The organism is Streptomyces sp. NPDC019443 (assembly GCF_044389785.1).
Taxonomy (GTDB): Bacteria; Actinomycetota; Actinomycetes; order Streptomycetales; family Streptomycetaceae; genus Streptomyces.
Genome location: NZ_JBIRYJ010000022.1, coordinates 36950 through 57555, shown reverse-complemented (window position 1 = coordinate 57555; position 20606 = coordinate 36950). Strand labels below are relative to the sequence as shown.

Genomic DNA, 20606 nt, shown 5'->3' with positions numbered 1-20606 from the left:
TTGGGGGGGGGGGGGGCCGGCCCCCGCGGCCGCGGGGGGGGGGGGGGGGGGGTGTGGGGGTTGGGGGGGGGGGGGGGGGCGGGGGGGGGGGGCGGGGGGGGGGGGGGGGCCCCCCCCCCGGGGGCCCCCCGCGACGAAGTGGCCGCAGATGAACACGGTGTCGCGATGGGCCTTCGCCGGCCGGGCGATAGACGGCCGGGTGCTGACCTGCACTCCTTCACCTAGTTGATCAACACGGGCCGCCCCTGGGCGGGGATCGGAGGCGCCGGAAGTCTTGATCGTGTCCGCCCCAAGAGGAGGCGGACGCTGATCGAGATGCGAGGAGAGTCCGCGCATGGCATTTGAGCGAGGACGAGGACCGCCGCCGGGCGGAGAAGGCCCGGCAGGTCGGTCTGTTCCGCTATTCCCTGATCCAGGACCTGCTGGACAACAGCCTGACGATCCGCGAACGAGGCGGTCTCGCACGGGAGTTGGCGGAGAAGGAACACACCGATCCGTTCGGCCGGCAGGTGAAGGTGTCCAGGGGCACGATCGACCGGTGGACGCGGGACTACCGCGGCGGCGGGTTCGCCGCGCTGGTCCCCGAGCCGCGCAAGGTCGTTCCCCGGACGCCGCCAGAGGTGCTGGAGCTGGCGGCCGCGCTCAAGCGGGAGGACCCTGGCCGGACGGCCGCGCAGATCCAGCGGATCCTGCGGACCACGCAGGGCTGGTCGCCGACCGAGCGCACGCTCCAGCGGCACTTCGTGAACGCCGGCCTGACCGGCGCCAGCGGCGACAGGAGCGTCTTCGGCCGGTTCGAGGCCACCCGCGGCAACGAGTTGTGGACCGGGGACGCCCTGCACGGGCCGAAGATCGGCGGGCGCAAAACGTACTTGTTCGCGTTCATCGACGACCACTCCAGGGCGATCGTCGGGCACCGGTTCGGGTTCGCCGAGGACACCGTCCGCCTCGCCGCCGCACTGCGGCCGGCCCTGTCGGCCCGCGGGGTCCCCGAATCGATCTACGTCGACAACGGGAGTGCCTTCGTGGACACCTGGCTCTTGCGGGCCTGCGCGTCGCTGGCGATCCGGCTGACCCACTCCAAGCCGGGACGGCCGCAGGGACGCGGGAAAGTCGAACGCTTCTTCCGCACCGTCAGGGATCAGTTCCTGGTTGAACTCGACGAGGAACGCGTCGGCCAGATCGAGCACCTCACCGAGCTGAACAGGCTGTTCACCGCATGGGTGGAGACGGTCTATCACCGCACGGTGCACTCGGAGACTGGACAGCCGCCGATCGAACGGTGGCTGAGTTCGATTCCCAGGCCGCTGCCGCTTCCCTCCACGGCGGATCTGCGGGAGGCGTTCTTGTGGTCGGAGTTCCGCACCGTGACCAAGACCGCGACGGTCAGCTTGCACGGCAACTCCTACGGAGTCGACCCGTCGCTGGCCGGAGCCAGGATCGAGCTGGTCTTCGACCCGTTCGACCTGAGGGACATCGAGGTGAGGGCCTCCGGCAAGACAGTGGGCAAAGCCCTCCCGCACCACGTCGGCCGTCATGCCCACCCCAAGGCGAGCCCGGAGACTCCGGCCGAGTCGGCGCCGTCGACCGGGATCGACTACCTCAAAATCCTCGACGAGGCACACACCGCGAACACCGCCAAGGGCATCAACTACTCGTCCCTGATGAACGATTCACGGTCCGGCAGTGAAGCCGACCCGAGCCGCAGAGCTGTACTTCGACCCCGAACCCGACCTGTTCATGCTCACGCCCCGCGAGCTGGCCGACCGGGCCCTGACCCTGGCGGAGGTCTGCTGCCGCCGGGCCGAACAGGGCGCCGGCCCCCTCGACACTCCCGCCGTCCGCACCGCTTTGCGCGCGGTCCGTTTCGCCGTCCGGCTCGGCCGGCGGGCCGTGGCCGACGAATCAGCCGAACTGGCCGCTGCTCAGGCGGAGTTCTGCCCCTGCCCCAGGAGGATTCCTTGATCGACCGCGTCCAGGGCTACTACGGATTCACCCGCGTCACCACAACCCCGGCGTGCGACCGTCGTCGTCCCGCTGGATCTGGCCCCCACCGCGGCCGTCGTCCGTGACCACAGAATCCCGGCCCGGCTGCGCGAGGTGCTCAACGTCGCCTGCGAGCCTGCAGGGCTTGCTTGAGCCGTGTGCTCGGACAACGGGCCCGCACGGTTCTGAGAGGGGACCGCCGCAGCAATGCGGCGGTCCCACCCGACCAGGCCGCGAAGACGGTGCAGGACCGCCGCGTGCAGGCGAGAAGTCGATCTGGCCGTTGGCCATGAGTGGTTGAGGTGGGTCGTTGTCGGCGGTGGGCATGGCTGGTTCTCCGACCCGCCGATCCGCCGATGACTCCAGTGATGGGCTTCGGCGAGGCGTGGACGGCTCATCGTCGGCACTGTGGGTGGGCGACGGAATCGGGTGCCTGGCGTCCGGGGTCGGCGCCCGCCCGCGATCAGGCCGTCTCGTCGGGGTGCAGCCGCCCCAGCAGCTCGTAGAGGCTGCGGCGGCCCTCGTCGTCGAGGCGGGCGAAGGCTCCCGACGTGGCCCGCATATCGGCGCGGATCCGACGGACCGCCTCCCTGCCCTCCTCCGTGGCGACCACGTTCTTGACCCGCCGGTCGGCTGGGTCGAGCTGCCGGGAGACCAGTCCATGGGCCTCCAGCCGGTCAACGAGCCCCGTGATGTTGGAGGCGTCACAGGAGAGCAACCCGGCGAGGGCGCGCATGGGCACGGGTTGCCGCAGCTGGATGAGCATCTTGGCCTGCGTCATGGTGAGCCCCTGTACCGCGGCCGCCGCGGTGAGGTCCCGGTAGTAGCCGGCGGCGGCGCGCGCCAAGCGCTCCAGGAGCTCGACGTAGGTGGGGTCGCTGCCCTGCGGGGCTGGGGTCGCGGAGGCCGGATGCGCGGCGGGGGTGCGGGACATGCCTTCCAGTCTAGGTGAGAACTCAAAGTTTGACATCCTCAACCATTGACCCCTACCTTCGAATCTCGTTGCTTGAGTGCATCAAGCATCTACTCGTTGAGCTGAGCCCTCGTCGGGCTCCGGCCCCACGCCCCTTGCCCGGAGAGAGCAACCCGTGTCCCAAACTCTTGCCCCGCAGCCCGGCCGACACCGACGTGAGATCGCAGTCGTCCTCGTCCTGAGCCTCGCCGCGATGGTCGTGTCGATGATGCAGACGCTGGTGGTCCCGATCCTCGGCCTGATCGGGAGCAGCCTCGGCAGCAGTGCTGCCGAGGTCAGCTGGGTCACGACCGCGACCCTGCTCTCCGCAGCCGTCTTCACTCCCCTGCTCGGCCGTTTCGGGGACCAGCACGGGAAGAAGCCGACCCTGATCGGCGTGCTGGTGGTGATGATCGCCGGCTCGATCCTGGCCGCCACCACCGACTCGCTCCTCTGGCTGATCGTGGGCCGAGTGCTTCAGGGCGCCGCCACAGCGATCTTCCCCCTCGCGCTGTCGGTGCTCCGCGAGGAGGTCCCCGCCCACCGTCTGCCCGGAGCGATGTCACTGGTCAGCGGCACCCTCGCCTTCGGCAGCGGCTTCGCGCTGGTCAGCACCGGCCTACTGACCCGCGGTGAGGACGCCGATTACCACCGTGTCTTCTGGCTGGCCGCCGGGCTGGCTCTGGTCACGCTCCTCGCCGTCGTCCTCCTCGTACCGGCAAGCCGCGGCAAGACCGGAGGGCGCACCGACATCCTCGGCGCGCTCACCCTCGGACTCTTCCTGGTCCTGCTGCTGCTGCCGATCTCCCAGGGGCACGAGTGGAGCTGGACGTCCGCCCGCACCCTGGGCAGCTTCGCCGGAGCGGTCGTCATGGCCGGTGTCTGGGCCTTCACGGAGAGCCGCGTGCGCGAACCGATGGTCGACATGAAGATGTTCCTCCACCGCCCGGTGCTCTTCAGCAACCTCGCGGGCCTCTTCGTCGGATTCGGGATGTTCTCCCAGTTCCTCGGGATCTCCTACCTGGCGCAGGTCCCGCAGGACATCGCGGGCTACGGCTTCGGCGCCTCCGTTCTCCGCGCCTCCGTCGAGTACCTGCTGCCCAGTACTATCGCGTCCCTCGTCGCTTCCCAGTTCGGTGGCGTGCTGATCCGCAGGATCGGCCCCCGTCTCACCCTCGCCCTGAGCGCGGTGACCGGCATCGCCGGCTTCGCGTGGCTGGCCGCCGCACACTCCTCGACCCCCTCGGTCATCGGCGCCGGAATGGCTGTCGGAACAGCCATCAGCCTCGGCTACGCCGCGATGCCCGCACTGATCGTCGCGGGGGTGCCGCCCCACCAGACCGGCGTCGCCAACGGCATCAACTCCATCTCCCGATCCGTCGGAAGCTCGATCGGCAGCGCACTGATAACGACGCTGCTCGCCTCCAGGACCATCGAGCACCTTCCGGCCGGAGTGCCCCCGCTGCCCGCCGAGAGCCAGTTCACCCTGAGCTTCACCATCGCCGGTGTCGCCTTCGCCTTCGTCCTGGCCATTGCGCTGGTCGGCCTGAAGCGGCAGCGGCAGGCGCCCCGTGCGGAACACCGGCCCGCCGCCGAGACGGCCCCCGAGCCGGCTGCCGCCACCGCGGCTGTCTGACGACCCACCCGATCTGCACCACTGCGATCTGCACCACTGCGATCTGCACCACCGCACGACCGCACCACCGCACCAAGGAGCACCACCATGAAGGCCATCACCTACCGCACCTACGGCGGCCCGGACGTCCTGGAATACGGCGACGTCCCGAACCCGAAGCTCGGCGCGGACGCCGTACTGGTCCGCGTGAAGGCCGCCTCCGTCAACCCTGTCGACTGGAAGATCCAGGCCGGATACCTGGACGGCGTCATGGACACCGTCTTCCCCGTCATCCCCGGCTGGGACGTGGCCGGCGTGGTCGAGGAGGCCGGCGTCGGGGTGACCGAGTTCGCCCGGGGCGACGAAGTGATCGGCTACGTCCGTGAGGACTTCGTCTCCCGCGGCACCTTCGCCGAATACGTCGCCGCCCCGATCCGTACGCTCGCCCGCAAGCCCGCCAACCTCACCTTCGAGGAGGCCGCCGGCATCCCGCTGGCAGGTCTCACCGCCTACCAGTCGCTGACCCGCGACCTGAACGTGGCCAGGGGCGACACCGTGCTGGTGCATGCCGCGGCCGGTGGTGTCGGCTCCCTGGCCGTACAGATCGCCCGAGCGCTCGGCGCCCGCGTCATCGGCACCGCCCGCGAGCACAACCACAACTACCTGCGCGGGCTCGGCGCCGAGCCGGTCGCCTACGGCGAGGGCCTCACCGACCGCGTCAACGCCCTGGCGCCGCATGGTGTCGACGCCGTCCTCGACCTCATCGGCGGCGAGGCCCTGAAGATCTCCCCCGGGCTGCTCGCCGAGGGCGGCCGACTGGCCTCCGTAGCGGACGGAGCCGTGCTCGGCCTCGGAGGCCGGTATGTCTTCGTCCGCCCCGACACCCAGGACCTCGAGGCACTCACCGTCCTCGCGGAGCGTGGGCAGCTGAGCGTGGAAGTGGCCGCCACGTTCCCGCTCGAGCAGGCCGCCGACGCACAGCGGCGCAACAGGGAAGGCCACACCCGCGGAAAGGTGATCGTCACCGTCGCCTGAGCCACCCACCCGCGCGCCACCACCGGCACACCCCCTGCCAGACGAGAAGACACCCCCACCAGCACGCGCCCCGAGCGCACTTTGAAGGAGACAGTTGTGACCGCAGTTCTGTTCGTCGTCACCGGCGCCGACCACTGGACGCTCGCCGACGGCACCCTGCACCCCACCGGCTACTGGGCGGAGGAACTCGCCACACCACACCGACTGTTCCGCGAGGCCGGTTTCGACGTCACCATCGCCACGCCCGGCGGCGTGGCTCCGACCGTCGACGCCGTCAGCCTCGCCGCCGAGTCCACCGGCGGCAAAGAGCAGGCCGACGCCATCGCCGCGTACCTGGCTTCCATCCGCGCCGACCTGGAGAACCCGGTCAAGCTCGAGGAAGTCGACCTCGACGCGTACGCCGCCGTCCTCTACCCCGGTGGCCACGGCCCCATGGAGGACCTCGCCGTCGACGCCGGCTCCGGTCGCCTGCTCACCGCTGCGCTGGACTCCGGCAAGCCGCTCGCCGTGCTGTGCCACGCCCCCGCGGCCCTGCTCGCCGCCCGGCGCGAGGACGGCAGCTGGCCGTTCACGGGTTACCGCCTGACCGGCTTCACCAATGACGAGGAGACCGCGGCCGGATTCGCCGACAAGGCCACGTGGCTGCTCCAGGACCGCCTGGTGGAACTCGGTGCCGACTTCGACGCCGCCTCCCCGTTCACCGCGCACGTCGTGGCGGACCGCAATCTGCACACCGGCCAGAACCCCGCCTCCTCCGAGCGGCTCGCCCGGAACATCATCGACACCCTGAACCGCGGCTGATCCCCTTGCCCGACGCCGGCGCCCGGGCCTGCCCCGCGGCGCGGCGCCCCCCGTCCACCTACCGCACCTGTGAGGGAACCATGAACAACTCTGCGCCCGAGCAACCCGCCGAGCTCGTCGCCCGGCTGCGTGCCACCTTCCGCGCCGGTACCACCAAGGCCGTGGCCTGGCGTACTCGGCAGCTGCACCGGATGCGTACCCTGCTCACCGAGCAGGGGGAGACATTCGCCGCGGCGCTCCACGCCGACCTGGGGAAGAGCTCCACCGAGGCTTACCGCACGGAGATCGACTTCGTCATACGCGAGATCGACCACACCCTGGAGCATCTCGACGGGTGGCTGCGCATCGAACAGGCCCCGGTGCCCGCGTTCATTGGGGAGGCGAGTGCCTGGACGCAGTACGACCCGCTGGGCGTCGTGCTGGTCATCGCCCCCTGGAACTACCCGGCGCAGCTGCTGCTGGCCCCGGTGGCCGGTGCCCTGGCCGCGGGCAACGCGGTCGTCGCCAAGCCCAGCGAACTGGCCCCCGCCACGTCCGCCGCCCTGGCACGCCTCCTGCCGCAGTACCTCGACACCGACGCGGTCGCCGTGGTCGAAGGCGGGGTCCCGGAGACCACCGCCCTGCTCGAGCAGCGCTTCGACCACATCCTCTACACCGGCAACGGCACCGTCGGCCGCATCGTGATGGCCGCGGCCGCCCGGCACCTCACCCCCGTCACCCTCGAACTCGGCGGCAAGTCCCCGGCGTTCGTGGACCGGGGCACCGACCTGGACACCGTCGCCGCCCGCCTTGCGGCCGGGAAGTTCCTCAACGCCGGACAGACCTGCGTCGCACCCGACTACGTCCTCACCGACCGTGAGACCGCACGCGCTCTGGAGGGAGCACTGGCCAAGGCTGTGGAGGGCCTGTACGGACCGGATGCCTCCGCCTCCCCGGAGTACGGCCGTATCGTCAACGAACGCCACTTCGACCGGCTGACCGCCCTCCTCGCCTCCGGCCGCCAGGTCACCGGCGGCGCGCACGACCGCGAGACGAAGTACATCGCGCCGACCGTCCTGGCCGAGGTTTCTCCGGACGCTCCCGTCATGCAGGAGGAGATCTTCGGCCCGATCCTTCCGATCGTCGAGGTGGCCGGGCTCGACGAGGCCATCGGCTTCATCAACGATCGCGACAAGCCGCTGGCCCTCTACGCGTTCACCAACTCCGACACCACCCGGGAGCGGCTCGCGGCCGAAACCTCCTCGGGCGGCCTCGGGTTCGGCCTGCCGCTGGCCCATCTCACCATCTCCGACCTGCCGTTCGGGGGCGTCGGTGAGAGCGGCATGGGCAACTACCACGGCCGCTACTCCCTCGAGACCTTCAGCCACCGTAAAGCCGTCCTCGCCAAGCCCCTCAGCTGATCCAGCCCCCACCCGTGGCGCGAGCACGGAGGAAAGAGACATCCCCATCATGAACGCCCTTCCCACCACCAGCCGTGAATGGCACCTGGTCGCCCGCCCGAACGGTGTGCCCCGGCCGCAGGACTTCGCCCTGCGCGAGGCGCCTCTCGCAGCGCCCGTCTCCGGTCAGATCCTCGTACGCAACCTGCACCTGTCGGTCGACCCGTACATGCGCGGCCGGATGAACGACGTGAAGTCCTACGTCCCTCCTTTCCAGCTGGACCAGCCGATGGACGGGGGTGCGGTCGGCGTCGTCGTCGCCGTGGGAGATGACTCCCCCGCCAGGACCATCGCAGTGGGTGATCACGTCCTGCATGGGCTCGGCTGGCGGGAGTACGCGCTCCTCGACGCGGCGGACGCCGTGAAGGTCGACGCCGGGAACGCTCCGCTGAGCACGTACCTCGGTGTCCTCGGCATGCCCGGACTGACTGCCTATGCGGGCCTACTGCGCGTGGCGGAGTTCCACGAGGGCGACACCGTCTTCGTCTCCGGCGCGGCCGGCGCGGTCGGCAGCCAGGTCGGGCAGATCGCCCGGCTCAAGGGCGCCAAGCGGGTCATCGGCAGCGCGGGCTCGGACGAGAAAGTCCACCTGCTCCTCAAGGAGTACGGTTTCGACGCCGCCTTCAACTACAAGAAGGCGCCGGTGGCCGAGCAACTCGGAGCCGCGGCCCCGGACGGCATCGACGTCTACTTCGACAACGTCGGCGGCGACCACCTCGAGGCGGCGATCGGCGCCCTCAACGTGCACGGCCGCGCAGCGCTGTGCGGGGCCATCGCCCAGTACAACGCGACGGCGCCGGCCCCCGGCCCGCGCAACCTCGCGCTCGCCATCGGCAAGCGCCTCACCCTGCGCGGCCTGCTGGTCTCCGACCACAACGACCTGCAACAGCAGTTCGTGCAGGAGGTCGGCGGCTGGATCCGCGACGGGAAGCTCCACTACGAGGAGACCGTCGTGGAAGGCATCGAGAACAACGTCGAGGCATTCCTCGGCATACTCCGCGGCGACAACACCGGCAAGATGATCGTCACGCTTCCGGCACAGGCCGCAGTCGGCAACTGACGATCGTGGGCGGACCGCACGCCGCAGTCCGCCCTCCTCTCAGCCCCGTGGCCCCGGCATCCTGCTGCCGGGCCCACGGTGACCTCTGCCGGGGGCAACGAAACGGACGTCGAGCGCCTGTCCAACCCCGCTGCGGAAGGCGCACGCCAAGCCATGTGCTTCGTACTGCCCCTCCCACACGGAGGGCGCCTGCCCCACGCCGCGATCAACTCGCTCACCGCGATCGCTTCCCCGCCGCAAGATCTCCACCGCCTCCTATTGAGTCAGGCCACTGCCGTGAGGCGCGTACAGATCGAGCAGGCGGATCCGGGCGGCATGTAGCCGATGAGCGAGCACCCTGCCGACCCACTGTCCGATTGCGGAGCCGAGGGCCGGGTCGGCATCCATCATCATCCGCACCGTTGACGCGTTGAACTCCTGGGCACGTACGAGTGTCATGGCCTCGGCACCGAGCTGCCAGAGATATGGGGGGAACAGCCAGGACCAGCCCACGAGTTCACCGAATCCCAGGTTCTCGATGACCACCGGGCGCCGGCCCGGAACATCGATGTCGAGCGTGACAGTGCCGGACTGGATGATCCAGAAGCGGTCGGCGAGGCGGCCTTCCTCGAAGATGCGGGTCCCCTCAGGCAATTTGACCTCCCGGGCGATACCCAGCAGCCGGGCACGGTGCTCGGAGGACAGAACGGCGGTCATACGGGTGGGGGAGGGTGTGCTCATTGCTGGGTCTCCGTTTCGAGTGCGCGGCTTCCCCTGGTGATGACCGGTGAGCCGTCCGGCCCATGCTCGCCGGTTCTCCGTCGAAGCCGCCGTCTGTGCTCGGCGTCAATCACCCGATCGGCGCCGGGGAAAGGCCGGGCGGCCCTGACTGCGGCCCTCAGGCCCAGTTCCGCCGCGTCCCGTTTCCGAGAGGACCTCGGGTGAACAGCCGCAACGGCCGCCCAGCCGGAGCCTGGCGGTGGCACCGGGATAGCGCCCCGCGTCCTGGTGCCAGCGGCCCACGTGCAGCCCGCCTTCGTGTACGACGGCCTTGTACGGGAGCATGTCGCCCACCTCCGCCGCCACCCGCACCCTTCGTCACGCACGATGGAGGGATCTCGCATCGAGTCGTCCTTGGGGCCGTAGGCGACGAGTACGGTGCAATCCATCGTGTTCACTTCTTTATCCAGTGTGCCCCGCCGACTGCCGTCGCCATAGAGTTGGCCGCCCCGGACTGGGCGGCGCGCGAGGCCCGGTTCGCCGTTCCCCTGAGTCTGGTCCACGCCTGTGAGTGGCAACCACGGTCCCCGCGGCGGACCCGGCACAGGAGAGCCAGCACAACTGGGCGCGACGCATCCTGGGCGAGGCGGCGCACGCCGTCAGCGGCAGGTACCCCGCGCTGGCGCCGCTGAGCCCACGGGATCCGATCACCAGCAACCCGGCCTGCCCGGCATGGACATCCTCCCGGGGCAGAACCCTCTGATCTCAGGTGTCCGTCAAAGCGGATCAAGCCCACATGGAGGGTGACACGCTCTGTGCATACTGGCCGCCCAACAAGACGGCCGCGTAGTTGTTGCCCAGTTGGCCAGCGGGACTGCCCCGGATGGAGGCCGGTTCGAACCACCCCCGGTCTCTGCTACAGCGGGATGTGGATGTCGAGGACGGGCCCTGTCACGCGGGTGGGCGGCGCATCCAGACTCTCCAGGACGTGGAGCATTGGTGCGTTGACCGCGGCGACCGACGCGGTCAGGGTGTGGTGGCCGGCCCGGCGGGCCACATCGGCCGCGTGCGCGGCCAGCGCGGTGCCCAGTCCCTTGGACTGCCATGCGTCCTCGATCAGCACGCCGAGTTCGCCGACCCCTTGCTGATCGGTGCGCATGACGTTGGTCATGGCGATGATGCGGTCCGTGTGCTGGGTGGTGGTGGTGACCAAGGTGGTGCCGCGCTCCGGGTCGGACAGCATCTTCCATCCGGTCCGAGACAGCTCGGGTTTGCCCGCGTGATAGCGCAGGGCGCGGCTGCCCGGCGAGCAACGGTGGTGCAGCGCCTGGATGGGTCCGAGGTCGGCGTGGGTCAGCTCCCGGGTCCGGGTGGCAGTGCCGTCGGTCAGCGTGATCGCGTGTGTAGTGCTGCGAGGCCCGGAGTCGGGCATCGGCGGTCTCCTCAGATTGCGAGCCTGACTGACGTGCGCGGCCCCTGCGGGGCGCGTGTCCGTCACTGGCACAGGAGCAGTCTTTTGCCGCTCCCCCGCTGACTCAAGGAGGGTTCAGGCCATATCGATCACGTTATGCGCATCACTGGTCACGGAGTGGAGTTGAGTCAGCCGGTCCCGCTCCAGCCACGACTCGTAGCCACGTGTCGATCCACCGTCGCCGCCCAGTACCAGCCGGAAAAGTGACGATCCCCGTGTGACCGGCGGAACGGGCACACTGGCTGTACGTGCTCGAACTTCTCGGTCGCACACGATCGCAGTGAGCGACGCTGGCGTCTGCCCTAGCCATCGACGAAGGCCACCTCGAAGCACGGTTCACCAGCCCTTGAACCGAAGCGCATCGCCTCCGTTGCCACAGCCACCCCCAGAACCCAGCCCTCGGGCCAGATTCACTGACGCGGAGCGTCTTCGGGTGCCGGAATCCCTGTCAAGGGCTCGATTGGATGACAGGGGATAGGGGCACCCCGTACACGGTCGGAGGCGAGCAGCTCGATGTCGACGAGTTCGGGAATCAGTGGCTGGCTACCGCTGGCCCCACTCGGCGCACGGATCAGCGAGGGGGCGAGTCGATGTTCGTCTCCAAATCTGTGAGCAGCTTCTCCATGAGCTGATCCAGCTTCCCCTCGGCCCGCAATATCGCGCGGATCCGCCATGGGCGAGGCTGGAAGGCGGTCGCTGCCTCCTTGCTGAGCTCTTGAAGGCGTACGAGCTTCGCAGCCACCGGCCACGACGAGATCCAGAGCATTCGGGCAGCAGTTACGTACATCAGGGCGGCCTCCCACTCCCACCCGCGGCGGAAGCAGTTGATGTAGGAGTCGGCGTCGTCTATCAGCGACGCGCTTGTTTCCTCGATACGCGCAAGCCAGCGGTCCCGCTCCCCCCGCAGCGTGGCCTGAGCAGCCTCGGACGCCCCCGGCGAAAAGTGAAAGCCGCGCAGACGCGCGCAGCCGATCTCAAGGATGCAAACGGACTGGAAGAACTTTTCCCGTGCCTGATGGACCTCCTGGATCCGGCGATTGCGAGCCTCCAGCCGCGGTGATATGAACCAACCAACAAATAAGGATGTGCCCGCAGCGATGAGGATGGTGCTGATCCACTCCGGCATGCGGCAATTCTGTCGGTAGTCACCTCCCGCCGGAAGGAAGGCCGCCAGCGGCACCCGATCTCCATCGTTTCCCCCGGAGGGGGAACACCGCAGGGCAGCCCCAGACTGTTGGATGTCCCCCGTGTTGTGCGTCCGGTGGGTTTCTCGTCGGTTGGTTTGCCGACGTTGTGAATCCTGCCGCTGACGGCGCTCGTCGTCGCTGGCCCTGAGAACCGGATGTGGGGTGGTCCTACCGACACCCTCCGGGTGGGAACGGGTCTCTCTGCGGCGAGCACGGAACAGCAGCGTTGCTGCGCGCAGGACTGCCCCGGAGACCTGTAAGGGCCTCGAGCTCATCACTGAGGAGCCCCAGATCCGCCGATCGCCTACCGATCGGGCCTAGGAAAGGCACGGTCCCGCTCGTCCCGCTCGGCCTTCTCCAGGGCCGCGATGGCCGAGCCCTGCGCCGCCGACCTGCGGCGGCCTGTGACCGCTATGACGGCGACCACCACGAGCAGAGGCGTGACCAGGGAAACGACACAAACGACAGCAACGAACAACAACCCAAGCGCTTCCATGGAGCCCCCCACTCTCCGGGAAGCGTACGCGGCCTGGGCCCGATCGACGCGCTGGCAGAAATTCCCTACCGTGGCGGCCGCCAAGGGCGGAGACTCGTCTCATGGCTGACTTGGGGTCGTTCCGGGAGGCGGTCGCCGCGTGGGCGGCCGGTGGCCCCGGCGACCCCGCGCGCGAGCTGGCCGCGCGGCTGCCCGTCCGGGCAGCCGTCCTGCTCGAAGGGCCGAGCGACGTCGCAGCGGTCAGCGCGCTGGCCGCGCGTCGCGACCGGAACCTGGAGGCCGAAGGAGTCTGCGTCCTGCCGATGGGCGGTGCGATGAGCGTCGGGCGCTTTGCCCGCCTCGTCGGGCCACCCGGCCTGGGCCTGCGCCTCACGGGACTGTGCGACGAGGCGGAACGTCGCTACTACGCCCGCGGCTTGGAGCGGGCTAGTGCAGCACAGCAAGGCTTCTTCGTCTGCGCGGCGGATCTGGAAGACGAGCTCATCCGCGCGCTGGGCGTGACACGGGTGGAGGAGCTCGTCCGGGAGGAGGGCGACCTGCGCGCCCTGCAGACCTTTCTGCGCCAGCCCGCACAGAGAGGCCGCACACCACAGCAGCAGTTGCGGCGCTTCCTCGGCACGAAGAAAGGGCGCAAGATCCGCTACGGCCGCGTCCTCGTCGATGCCCTCGACCTCGACCGCATACCCGCTCCACTCGAAGGCCTGCTCACCAGCCTCTGACCGCTGGGCGACGTCAATCTCGGCAGATGAACTCGCGCGAGCGCGGGGATCTTCTTGAACACGTGTAGCAGCCGGGAGGCCTGTGAGGCTTGGTGACCCGGGTCAAGCTGCTCGACGGCCAGGGCGTCCCGAACAGCCCGCGGCGGTGGTCGGGCCGAACTCCACGGCGGGGACGGCAAGACGTTGGCCAGCACCAGGGAGAGCGGCAGGAAGAAGGCTGCCGTGACGGTCAGGGCGACCAACGGCCGGATCCAGGGGGCGCGTTCGCCGCGGATCACAGACTCACCTTCGGCGCTGCAGCACGCGCAGCGCTACGGCGGAGGCCGTGGCCACGGCGATCAGCATCGGGACGGCCATGGCTGAGGCCTCTCCGGTGCGGTTGGCGGTGAAGCCGGTCTGGATGATGGAGAACGCAACCGTGGCGGTGGTGCCCGTCCCGGGCCCGCCTTTGGTGATCACCTGGATGTGGTCGTACGTCTTGAATCCGGTGATCAGCAGCATCACGGTGTTGATGGTCAGGGCGGGGGCAGCATCGGCCAAGTGACCTTGCGGAAGCGCAGCCAGGGACCGGCGCCGTCGATGCCGGCGGCCTCGTGCAGCTCGTGCGGCACGACCTGGAGTCCGGCCAGGTAGACGACGGCGCAGAAGCCGAGCATCTGCCAGCTGATCACGAACCCCACGGAGTACAGGGCCAGATCGGCCGCCACCCTGACCGAGCTGGTCAAGGCGACCGGCCTGGCCCGTGCCACGGTGGAGAACGCTCTGGCCGGACTATTGAGTCAGGGCTGGGTCGCCGAGGTCGCGGCCCCGGCGGACGGCATCCGAAGCCCCGGCAGGCCGGCAAAGCGCTATCCCTTCCGCGCCGAGGCAGGCTGCGTCCTGGGCTTCGGCGTCGGCGTGCACAAGGTGCTGGCCGTGGTCACCGATCTGCGGGGCGAGGTGCTGGGCGTACGGCGCACCGCTGTGACCCCTGAGCTGCCGTCCGGGGAACGGCTCGCCGCAGCCCGGGCGTTGGGCCATCGCGCGCTGCGTCGGGTTGACCGCCGACGACGTACGGGGCCGTGGGCGTGGGAACCACCGGGATCGTCGACGCCTCCGGGCAGGTGGCCATCAGCGGACGGTTCCCCGACTGGGTCGGCGCGGATCTCGTGGCCGCGCTCATCGAGCCCTTCGACGCGCCCGTGCACGCGGGGAACGACGCCCGGCTCGCCGCCCTCGCCGAGCACTGGCGAGGGGTGGCCGCCGAGGCGCGCAACGTGGTCTACGTGCACGCCGGCCGGCGGATCGCGGCCGCGCTGCTCATCGACGGTCGGCCGTACGCGGGTGAGCACGGAGCCGCCGGCGAGATCGGCGTACTGGCCAGCTCTCGCTGGGACGCCGCCCCCGGTCGGCTGCTGGAGCGCTGGGGCGATGCGAAGGCGCTGTTCAGCGCCGTCCGCGGGAGGAGTTGGAGGCTCTTGCGGCACTGGAGAAGTTCGCCGACGAACTGGTGCAGGGTGTCGCCGCCCTGGTGCTGGTCACCCGTAACTGGTGGCCGTCGGCGGGGGCCTGTCGCAGGCCATAACCTCCTCACCGAGCCGCTTCGCCGGCGGCTGTCCGACCTGTGCCTGTTCCCGGTGCCGGTGCCGGCGTCGACGCTGGGCGACGAGGCGGTGGCCCTGGGCGGAGTGCGGCTGGCGCTGGACGCCGTGGAGAGGGCGCTGTTCGAGGTGGGGTGAGCCGGTGGCCCTGCGAACGGGGCCCAACCGCCTACCAGGCGGTCATGAGCAGCAGTGCCCAGCTGTCACTTGCCGCATGGCGTTAATCCTTCGGGCCCTCGCCTGGAGGGTGGAAGTGGATGCCTCCGGAAATGTCGCGCGCCTGGATAACGGGGCCCTGGATCTGCGCGTGGCCCGAGATGGTGTTGGTGGCGGTGGCGGCGTCGAGATGTGGCGCGGGCTGCCGGACCACACGGAGCTGGAAGTCGGCCAGGCCGTCCCGGCCCGGCAGGGTCTCGACCGCTGACGTACCGAGGAGCCGGTGCGCGGCTCGCTCAACGGCCGCGGCCAGTCCGCCTTCCTCACGGGCGCGGGAGCAGATGTCTTCCAGTTCCTGCCGAACGGCGGCGAGCCGTTCCTGCGTGCCGCGCAGCAGGACCAGTGCCTGATCCTGCTTGCGGTGTCTCTCCTCGGCTCGGGCGCGATGCCGGTTCCGGCGCTCGTCGAGGAGGTTCAGCGCCGCTGCGATCGGATCGGGGGCCGACAAGTCCCAGGCCAACCGGACGCCGAGTGTCTCTTTCATCATGGAAAGGACCTTGTGTATCTCTCGGTGCAGGCCCATCCACTCGCGCTTTTCCTCCGCGGCACGCACGTGGCCAAGTACGGCTAACAGGCACCGGAGCGCTTCCTCGACCGTTCCCGAGGAGGGCAGTTCGCTGATGTGCGTACGCCATCTCGCGACCACGGTGGGGTCCAGGTCGGCGACTCGTTGGAGGTGCTGGTCCAGCCCCGCGTACTGGGCCCGCAATCGGTCGTCCAGATAAGTGGAGAGCGGCTCGCCGAGGGCCGATCGGAATCGTTCGTGTTCATGCCCGTCGTAGTCGTCGCGTGGGGGCGGCAGGATGCCGGGGCGCATTCCGGCTTCGTACTCCAGGCTCCTTGCCGTACGGCCGAGTCCTTCGGACTCCGCGTACAACTCGGCCGTGCGCTTGGTGTAGCCCAGGTTCTCGGCGATCTGCTTGCACAGGCGGTACAGGGAGAGCGTCGAGTCCGGCCGCAGGCTCAGCAGGAGAGCGGTCCGCTCGGAGAAGCTGAGCATGAGGACGGCGGGCAGGTCCGATTCGGGGACGCCGAAGTAGGTGGCGCACCGGGAGGTCGCCTCGGTCCACGCGATGTGGTGCTCCTCCGGGGCAAAGGGAGCCTCGGCATAGGAGTGGCCGTCGATCCGCGTGCCGGGGGCGGAATGCAGGTCCACGGATTTGATGAGGGCCCAGGCCATGGCGTCGTGGCCCGGCCCGAGCGGAAACACGTTCAGGTCGTGCATCTGGGCGACGTCCCGCAGGAAGTGGCCGGACATAGTCGTGAAGGTGGAGATCGGTGACTTCGCCGTGGCCGGTTGCGGGCAGAGGACGGCGATCAGGTGCCCGGTGACGTCGTGAATGCTCGTCCATTGGTCGGTCAGTTCCCACTGCAGTTTTTCCGCGTCCGCGCTGCGGGCCAGGATCACCATCAGGCCGGTGAAGTCAGCTTCCTGCGCCGCCCTGACCACGTGAGGAAGAAGGGCGGATACCGAGGCTGGGGCCAACCACATGAATCCTCCGCGAGCTCGGGATCGGGGAACCCACCTCCAGAAGCTACCCGGTCGGCCTGCTGCACGACGGTTGCGAGGTTGTCGCCCTGAGCGGCGGCATGGGAGGGACGCCGTCGTCGCACGCCGTCGAGCTGTGGGCGTCGTTCGTCTCCGATCCGACGGCCCGCACGTGGTACCGGGCGCACAACGCGAGCATCGTCTCTGCCTACCTCGACCATCGCGACCTGGCGGGCAGCGAGAGCCGTCCGGAGCGCTTCTTCCTCAACGTGGTCCTCCTCCGCGTCCTCTACGCCCACGCCATGGTCACCGCGCCGCGTCTGGCGATCGGACGGCTCGCCCCTCTGGGGCCCCTACTCGGCGATCCCCGACTCGGGATGACGGGGATCTTCCTGTCCCTCTCGAGGGTCCTTCCCGCCCGGTATCCCCTCGGCGACGAGGTCGCGGCCTATGTCGCCGCCGAGCACAACCTCGGTCAGATGCTGGACTACGGCCTCATCGCGCCCCGGCTGCAACATCTCTACGAATGGTCAGCCAAGGAGCTTGACCAGCCGGCGCTCCTTCAGTGCATTCGCGACGGAAGCCCGACGTACGCATGGCCCTATGCCGATCGCGACGTATGGCATCCCGCGCACCCGGCTCGCACCATTCGAGCGATCAGGCGCGCCTTGCCTGCGCCGGACAACGCAACTTCCGTGGCTGCCCGTTCGTCTGACGTCCCGGACCGGTGACATCGCAGACACCGGAGTCGAGCATCAGGCGGTCGGGGTCTCGGGGGCGCAAATGGGCGGCGGAGGCCGCCTGACCACGACGCTCCCCTCCCGTCCCTGCCGCTTGTCGTTGAGCTGCTTGTAGAGGTCTGGAGCGCAGTCGGCTCTTTCGGTCAATCCGTGGGCCGGCGAGCCTGGTTCAGCTCCCGCATGACCGCCCAGGCGTCCGCCACCGGACCGACGTGTCCGAGCTTGTCGGGGTTGATCACCGAGCGGATCGTCTGGATCCGCCCGTCGAGTACGTCAAGCGTCAAGGTGTTGAGCATCTTGCCGTCCCGATCGCGGAGGATCGCGCCCGGCTGGCCGTTCACCTCGTGTGGCTCCAACGTCACCTCGATCCGGACGAGCCGGGGGAAGATCGAGGCAAGCACCCGGGCCACCTTGTCGGGGCCGATGATGACCCTGGCCCACTGCGGGGCCTTGCCGCCGCCGTCCCCGACCATCTGAACGTCAGCGGCGAGCAGCTCCCGCAGGCCGTCGACGTCGCCTTCCCGGAGCGCGTCGAAGAACCACGCCGCCAGCTCCTCCCGCTCCCGGCGGTCCGCCTCGAACCGAGGGTGCCCTGCGTCCATGTGGCGCCGGGCCCGCACCGCGAGCTGGCGGCACGCCGCCTCCGAGCGCCCCACCGCCGACGCGACCTCGGGAAAGCCGAACCCGAAAACCTCCCGCAGCACGAAGACCGCCCGCTCGAGCGGGCTGAGACGCTCCAGCAGCAACAGGGCCGCCATCGACAACGAGTCCGCCAATTCCGCCGACCGCGCCGGATCCTCATAGGGGTCGGTCAGCAGCGGCCGCAGCTCCTCGAACTGCTCGGTCCGGGTCACGCCAGCTCTTCCTTGAAGCCCTGGCGCCACGAGGGGTAGCGCAGCTCCCAGCCGAGCTCCCGCTTGGCCTTGGCGTTGGAGAAGCCGCGCCCCTCGGTCATCATCGTCACCACCAACTCCCCGGCCAGCAGCCGGGCCAGCCACTTGGGGACCCGCATCGGTGGCTTGGCGCCCGCACACGCAGCCAGATGAGGCAGCCACTCGCCGGCCGGGGCAGGCTCGTCGTCGACGATGTTGAACACGCCCTTCGCCTGCTGCTCCACGGCCAGGACGGTGGCGCTCGCCGCGTCGTCGAGATGCACCCATGACATGTAGCCGGTGCCGCCCCCGACGAGCGGGAACATCCGCTTGCGCACGAGCTCGACCTGGTCGTCGGTGGCACCCGGCCCGTAGAAGCCGCCGTAGCGCAGGGCCGCGCCGCCCGCCTTGACGACCGCGTCCTCGAGGTGGGCGATCGCCTCCGCCGCCGTGCGGAACTTCCCCGTCTCCTGGGGCAGCGGGTCCTCCTCGGTCTTCACCCATCCACCCTCGCGGATGCCGTTCCAGATGCCGGCGCTCTGCGCGACGACGTGGGAGACGCCGGTCGCCTCGGCGGCGGCCAGCAGGTGGTCCGTCCCCTCGGAGCGCAGCTGATTGGTGGTGGCGAAGAAGCGGTCGAAGTGCCGCATGTCGGGCTTGCCGGCGTGCGCCGCGGAAATTGCGGTCATCTGGTTCACGATCGCGTCCGGCCGGGCCGCCGCCACCGCTTCACCGACCGACGCCGCATCCAGCCCGTCCATCACGACCCCATTTGCGCCCAGCTGCGCCAGCAAGCCCAGCTTGGCCGCACTCGTCGTCGTAGCCGTCACCTGGTGGCCACGGGCCACGAGCTGCGGCACAAGCCGCCGCCCCATGACCCCTGTCCCGCCTGCCACGAACACCCGCATGACCATCACCTTCCTGATTCCAGAGTCTCTCTCTGAGATCTGAGACGAGACAGCCCGGCCGTCTGTGACATGCGGAAGATGGCATTCACCGGTCCCAAGCGGGGAAGCCGACCGGGAGCGCACGCCATTTGCAGCCGCTATCCGCCCATGGCGAATCGCGTCGATCACCTGCACCGATGACTCCGGTCGCGCGGCATCGCCCATCGCATCGCCCGCAAGGGCGGCTACCGACGGACTCACCAAGCGAAACAACTTCTCAGTTTTCCAACAGATCGTTCGACCTGCCGTTGCAGTAGTCCCACGTGCACACCCCGGGCCAGTACTCGGTGCGCGAGGTGTTGTAGAGGTCGGCGGCCAGGTCGGCGACCTGGGACTGAGTCATGCCCGGGGCCTTGCGGAGGACCTGAGGGGAGTCGACGACTGCGATGGCGGCCACCGTGCTGTAGTCGGCCCAGACACAGATCGGGATCCGCATCGTCGCGACGGAACCCCTTCGTGCCTTCACCTCCCATATGCTCGTGAGTTCGGTGTTCTGGCACTCCATCAGGGCACCCTCGAAGCCCGTGGGGTCGAACTCTTTGCGGGGGCCGATCAGCTTGCCCCTGAACGACTGGTCGCCGTCCTTGATGGACTGGAAGAGGTTGTCGAGCGCCTCGTCCGGGTCGTCGATCGTGCCCCAGTAACCGTCGACAGACAGTGTCTTCCGTTGGCTGCGGCCCTGGTCGTCCTTGTAGTGGTACCGGTATTGGGCCTTCACCATGGCCGGCTCTTTGACGCCGATCTGCTCCGGCTCGCTCGGAGGGCCTTCGGTGACCCCCTGCATGCAGTCCGCGTCGGACGGCGCCCCGTCGCACTGCCTGGTGGACATGTCCTGCAGCTGCTCCTTGTGCTTCCTGTAAGGGCCGACCGACCCGGCCGGGGTCAGCATGTGCCCCTTCGTATCCCGGCCTACGCCGGGGAGCGCCAGGACGTACACGGCGCCTCCGGTCAGGGCGAGCGCCACCACGACGCCCGCCACGGCCAGACCTATCTTCTTCGGGTTGCCACGCATGACCCTTCCCTCCCTGCTGGTTCATGCGTTCCGACCACCGGACGAGACGGAAGGTTGCGCTCCGGCACCCGCGGACCTGAGGACCTGGCGGGCGGGGGTGGCCCGCTGCGGCTTGGTCGCGGCAGTCGGAGAGCCTGCTCCGCCGAGCCCTCCAGAGCCGTGTCGGGCTGCCCGGAGGTGCCCGGCTCAGGTGCGGTCTTGTGGGGCTGGTAATAGCGGGCCACGCGGGCGCGATTGCCCACAGCGGGCGGGTGAGCACCAGTGGCGGCGGGCCGCCAGTGGTGAAGTCC

The 20606-nt window shown here is 69.5% G+C and carries 17 protein-coding genes and 3 pseudogenes; 10 read left to right on the top strand and 10 right to left on the bottom strand.

From position 1 onward, the window contains the following. The first annotated feature begins 341 nt into the window (after window positions 1-341). On the top strand, window positions 342-2072 hold the full coding sequence (locus ACH492_RS36620; RefSeq protein WP_398993224.1) for a DDE-type integrase/transposase/recombinase: 1731 nt from the start codon (window positions 342-344) through the stop codon (window positions 2070-2072). Window positions 2073-2449: 377 nt separating this feature from the next. On the opposite strand, the gene ACH492_RS36615 is transcribed toward ACH492_RS36620, so the two are convergent. Then, window positions 2450-2920, bottom strand: a complete 471-nt coding sequence (locus ACH492_RS36615; protein ID WP_398993222.1) for a MarR family winged helix-turn-helix transcriptional regulator — start codon at window positions 2918-2920, stop codon at window positions 2450-2452. Window positions 2921-3074: 154 nt separating this feature from the next. Here ACH492_RS36615 and ACH492_RS36610 point away from each other — a divergent pair, with 154 nt between their 5' ends. The 5 genes from ACH492_RS36610 (at window position 3075) to ACH492_RS36590 (ending at window position 8888) form a co-directional block, all read left to right on the top strand. Then, complete coding sequence (locus tag ACH492_RS36610; protein WP_398993220.1) at window positions 3075-4574, top strand: MFS transporter; 1500 nt, start codon at window positions 3075-3077, stop codon at window positions 4572-4574. 87 nt (window positions 4575-4661) lie between these two features. Continuing rightward, the gene (locus ACH492_RS36605; protein WP_398993218.1) at window positions 4662-5588 is read left to right on the top strand and encodes an NADP-dependent oxidoreductase; all 927 of its coding nucleotides are present in this window, start codon (window positions 4662-4664) and stop codon (window positions 5586-5588) included. A 96-nt stretch (window positions 5589-5684) separates the two neighbouring features. Beyond that, entirely contained in the window at window positions 5685-6389 is a 705-nt protein-coding gene (locus tag ACH492_RS36600; protein WP_398993216.1) for a type 1 glutamine amidotransferase domain-containing protein, read from the top strand. Window positions 6390-6469: 80 nt separating this feature from the next. Beyond that, window positions 6470-7789 carry an aldehyde dehydrogenase family protein gene (locus ACH492_RS36595; protein ID WP_398993214.1) on the top strand — a complete coding sequence of 440 codons (1320 nt, stop codon included), beginning with the start codon at window positions 6470-6472 and terminating at the stop codon, window positions 7787-7789. Between the two features lie 49 nt (window positions 7790-7838). Beyond that, window positions 7839-8888: an NADP-dependent oxidoreductase gene (locus ACH492_RS36590; RefSeq protein WP_398993212.1), complete on the top strand. Its 1050-nt coding sequence runs from the start codon at window positions 7839-7841 to the stop codon at window positions 8886-8888. A 255-nt stretch (window positions 8889-9143) separates the two neighbouring features. Here ACH492_RS36590 and ACH492_RS36585 read toward each other — a convergent pair whose 3' ends face one another. The 4 genes from ACH492_RS36585 to ACH492_RS36570 all read right to left on the bottom strand — a co-directional run bounded on the left by ACH492_RS36585 (window position 9144) and on the right by ACH492_RS36570 (window position 12741). Then, the gene (locus ACH492_RS36585) at window positions 9144-9608 is read right to left on the bottom strand and encodes a cyclic nucleotide-binding domain-containing protein (protein ID WP_398993210.1); all 465 of its coding nucleotides are present in this window, start codon (window positions 9606-9608) and stop codon (window positions 9144-9146) included. Between the two features lie 895 nt (window positions 9609-10503). Continuing rightward, window positions 10504-11019 carry a GNAT family N-acetyltransferase gene (locus ACH492_RS36580; RefSeq protein WP_398993208.1) on the bottom strand — a complete coding sequence of 172 codons (516 nt, stop codon included), beginning with the start codon at window positions 11017-11019 and terminating at the stop codon, window positions 10504-10506. Between the two features lie 610 nt (window positions 11020-11629). Then, the gene (locus ACH492_RS36575; RefSeq protein ID WP_398993206.1) at window positions 11630-12184 is read right to left on the bottom strand and encodes a hypothetical protein; all 555 of its coding nucleotides are present in this window, start codon (window positions 12182-12184) and stop codon (window positions 11630-11632) included. A 365-nt stretch (window positions 12185-12549) separates the two neighbouring features. Beyond that, window positions 12550-12741: a hypothetical protein gene (locus ACH492_RS36570; RefSeq protein WP_398993205.1), complete on the bottom strand. Its 192-nt coding sequence runs from the start codon at window positions 12739-12741 to the stop codon at window positions 12550-12552. Between the two features lie 101 nt (window positions 12742-12842). On the opposite strand from ACH492_RS36570, the gene ACH492_RS36565 reads away from it, so the two are divergent. Further along, window positions 12843-13460 carry a TOPRIM nucleotidyl transferase/hydrolase domain-containing protein gene (locus ACH492_RS36565; protein ID WP_398993203.1) on the top strand — a complete coding sequence of 206 codons (618 nt, stop codon included), beginning with the start codon at window positions 12843-12845 and terminating at the stop codon, window positions 13458-13460. Window positions 13461-13742: 282 nt separating this feature from the next. On the opposite strand, the pseudogene ACH492_RS36560 reads toward ACH492_RS36565, so the two are convergent. Next, window positions 13743-14155: pseudogene (locus ACH492_RS36560) on the bottom strand (carbohydrate ABC transporter permease); the annotation flags it as partial. Between ACH492_RS36560 and ACH492_RS36555 the strand changes: the two are divergent. Next, window positions 14115-14207: pseudogene (locus tag ACH492_RS36555) on the top strand (hypothetical protein); the annotation flags it as partial. The pseudogenes ACH492_RS36560 and ACH492_RS36555 overlap by 41 nt on opposite strands. Before the next feature lie 314 nt (window positions 14208-14521). Further along, window positions 14522-15178: an ROK family protein gene (locus tag ACH492_RS36550; protein WP_398993201.1), complete on the top strand. Its 657-nt coding sequence runs from the start codon at window positions 14522-14524 to the stop codon at window positions 15176-15178. Window positions 15179-15260: 82 nt separating this feature from the next. On the opposite strand, the gene ACH492_RS36545 is transcribed toward ACH492_RS36550, so the two are convergent. Continuing rightward, window positions 15261-16706: a hypothetical protein gene (locus ACH492_RS36545; protein WP_398993199.1), complete on the bottom strand. Its 1446-nt coding sequence runs from the start codon at window positions 16704-16706 to the stop codon at window positions 15261-15263. 140 nt (window positions 16707-16846) lie between these two features. Here ACH492_RS36545 and ACH492_RS36540 point away from each other — a divergent pair, with 140 nt between their 5' ends. Then, on the top strand, window positions 16847-17476 hold the full coding sequence (locus ACH492_RS36540) for a hypothetical protein (RefSeq protein ID WP_398993197.1): 630 nt from the start codon (window positions 16847-16849) through the stop codon (window positions 17474-17476). A 152-nt stretch (window positions 17477-17628) separates the two neighbouring features. On the opposite strand, the pseudogene ACH492_RS36535 reads toward ACH492_RS36540, so the two are convergent. The 3 genes and pseudogenes from ACH492_RS36535 to ACH492_RS36525 all read right to left on the bottom strand — a co-directional run. Beyond that, a pseudogene (locus ACH492_RS36535) lies at window positions 17629-18306 on the bottom strand (sigma factor-like helix-turn-helix DNA-binding protein); the annotation flags it as partial. A gap of 29 nt (window positions 18307-18335) precedes the next feature. Then, a complete protein-coding gene (locus ACH492_RS36530) occupies window positions 18336-19265 on the bottom strand; it encodes an NAD-dependent epimerase/dehydratase family protein (RefSeq protein ID WP_398993195.1) in 930 nt (309 codons plus the stop codon). A gap of 256 nt (window positions 19266-19521) precedes the next feature. Beyond that, complete coding sequence (locus ACH492_RS36525; RefSeq protein WP_398993193.1) at window positions 19522-20316, bottom strand: hypothetical protein; 795 nt, start codon at window positions 20314-20316, stop codon at window positions 19522-19524. Window positions 20317-20606: the final 290 nt, after the last annotated feature.

Bases quoted from the DNA above. Each gene is read 5' to 3' on its own strand.
- ACH492_RS36570 (WP_398993205.1), bottom strand. From the start codon at position 12,741: ATGGAAGCGCTTGGGTTGTTGTTCGTTGCTGTCGTTTGTGTCGTTTCC.
- ACH492_RS36575 (WP_398993206.1), bottom strand. From the start codon at position 12,184: ATGCCGGAGTGGATCAGCACCATCCTCATCGCTGCGGGCACATCCTTA.
- ACH492_RS36590 (WP_398993212.1), top strand. From the start codon at position 7,839: ATGAACGCCCTTCCCACCACCAGCCGTGAATGGCACCTGGTCGCCCGC.
- ACH492_RS36525 (WP_398993193.1), bottom strand. From the start codon at position 20,316: ATGCGTGGCAACCCGAAGAAGATAGGTCTGGCCGTGGCGGGCGTCGTG.
- ACH492_RS36595 (WP_398993214.1), top strand. From the start codon at position 6,470: ATGAACAACTCTGCGCCCGAGCAACCCGCCGAGCTCGTCGCCCGGCTG.
- ACH492_RS36615 (WP_398993222.1), bottom strand. From the start codon at position 2,920: ATGTCCCGCACCCCCGCCGCGCATCCGGCCTCCGCGACCCCAGCCCCG.
- ACH492_RS36605 (WP_398993218.1), top strand. From the start codon at position 4,662: ATGAAGGCCATCACCTACCGCACCTACGGCGGCCCGGACGTCCTGGAA.
- ACH492_RS36580 (WP_398993208.1), bottom strand. From the start codon at position 11,019: ATGCCCGACTCCGGGCCTCGCAGCACTACACACGCGATCACGCTGACC.
- ACH492_RS36565 (WP_398993203.1), top strand. From the start codon at position 12,843: ATGGCTGACTTGGGGTCGTTCCGGGAGGCGGTCGCCGCGTGGGCGGCC.
- ACH492_RS36540 (WP_398993197.1), top strand. From the start codon at position 16,847: ATGGGAGGGACGCCGTCGTCGCACGCCGTCGAGCTGTGGGCGTCGTTC.
- ACH492_RS36585 (WP_398993210.1), bottom strand. From the start codon at position 9,608: ATGAGCACACCCTCCCCCACCCGTATGACCGCCGTTCTGTCCTCCGAG.
- ACH492_RS36530 (WP_398993195.1), bottom strand. From the start codon at position 19,265: ATGCGGGTGTTCGTGGCAGGCGGGACAGGGGTCATGGGGCGGCGGCTT.